This is a genomic window from Vibrio sp. 10N.222.49.C9, assembly GCF_041474985.1.
In the GTDB taxonomy this organism is placed as follows: Bacteria; Pseudomonadota; Gammaproteobacteria; order Enterobacterales; family Vibrionaceae; genus Vibrio; species Vibrio crassostreae_C.
In genome coordinates this window covers 1-312 of the sequence record NZ_JBFRVD010001094.1, presented here as the reverse complement: position 1 = coordinate 312, position 312 = coordinate 1, and the positions used below count along the sequence as shown (strand labels likewise).

General features: G+C 47.8%; 1 pseudogene. It reads left to right on the top strand.

Annotation, left to right across the window (positions count from 1 at the left end):
* Positions 1-312, top strand: a pseudogene (locus AB4585_RS27040) (polysaccharide biosynthesis protein); the annotation flags it as partial.

Below are 312 nucleotides of genomic sequence, written 5' to 3'. Positions count from 1 at the left end.
ATCTGTAGTCGAACAGGATAAGATTGAAAAGGTGTTGCTTGCACTTCCACGAGTTTCACGAAGTGAGCGTAAGAAAATCATCGATGCTCTGATGGGCTTTCAGGTTGAAGTGTTATCTGTGCCGACCGTAGAACAAATGCTCAAAGAAGGAGAGGAAATTCAGGCGATTCGTGAAGTACCCGTAGAAGATTTACTGGGCCGCGACCCTGTTCCACCTTCTGAGCCGCTACTGACGCAAGACATTACTGGTAAAGTGGTGATGGTTACCGGTGCCGGTGGTTCTATTGGTTCGGAGATTTGTCGCCAGGTTAT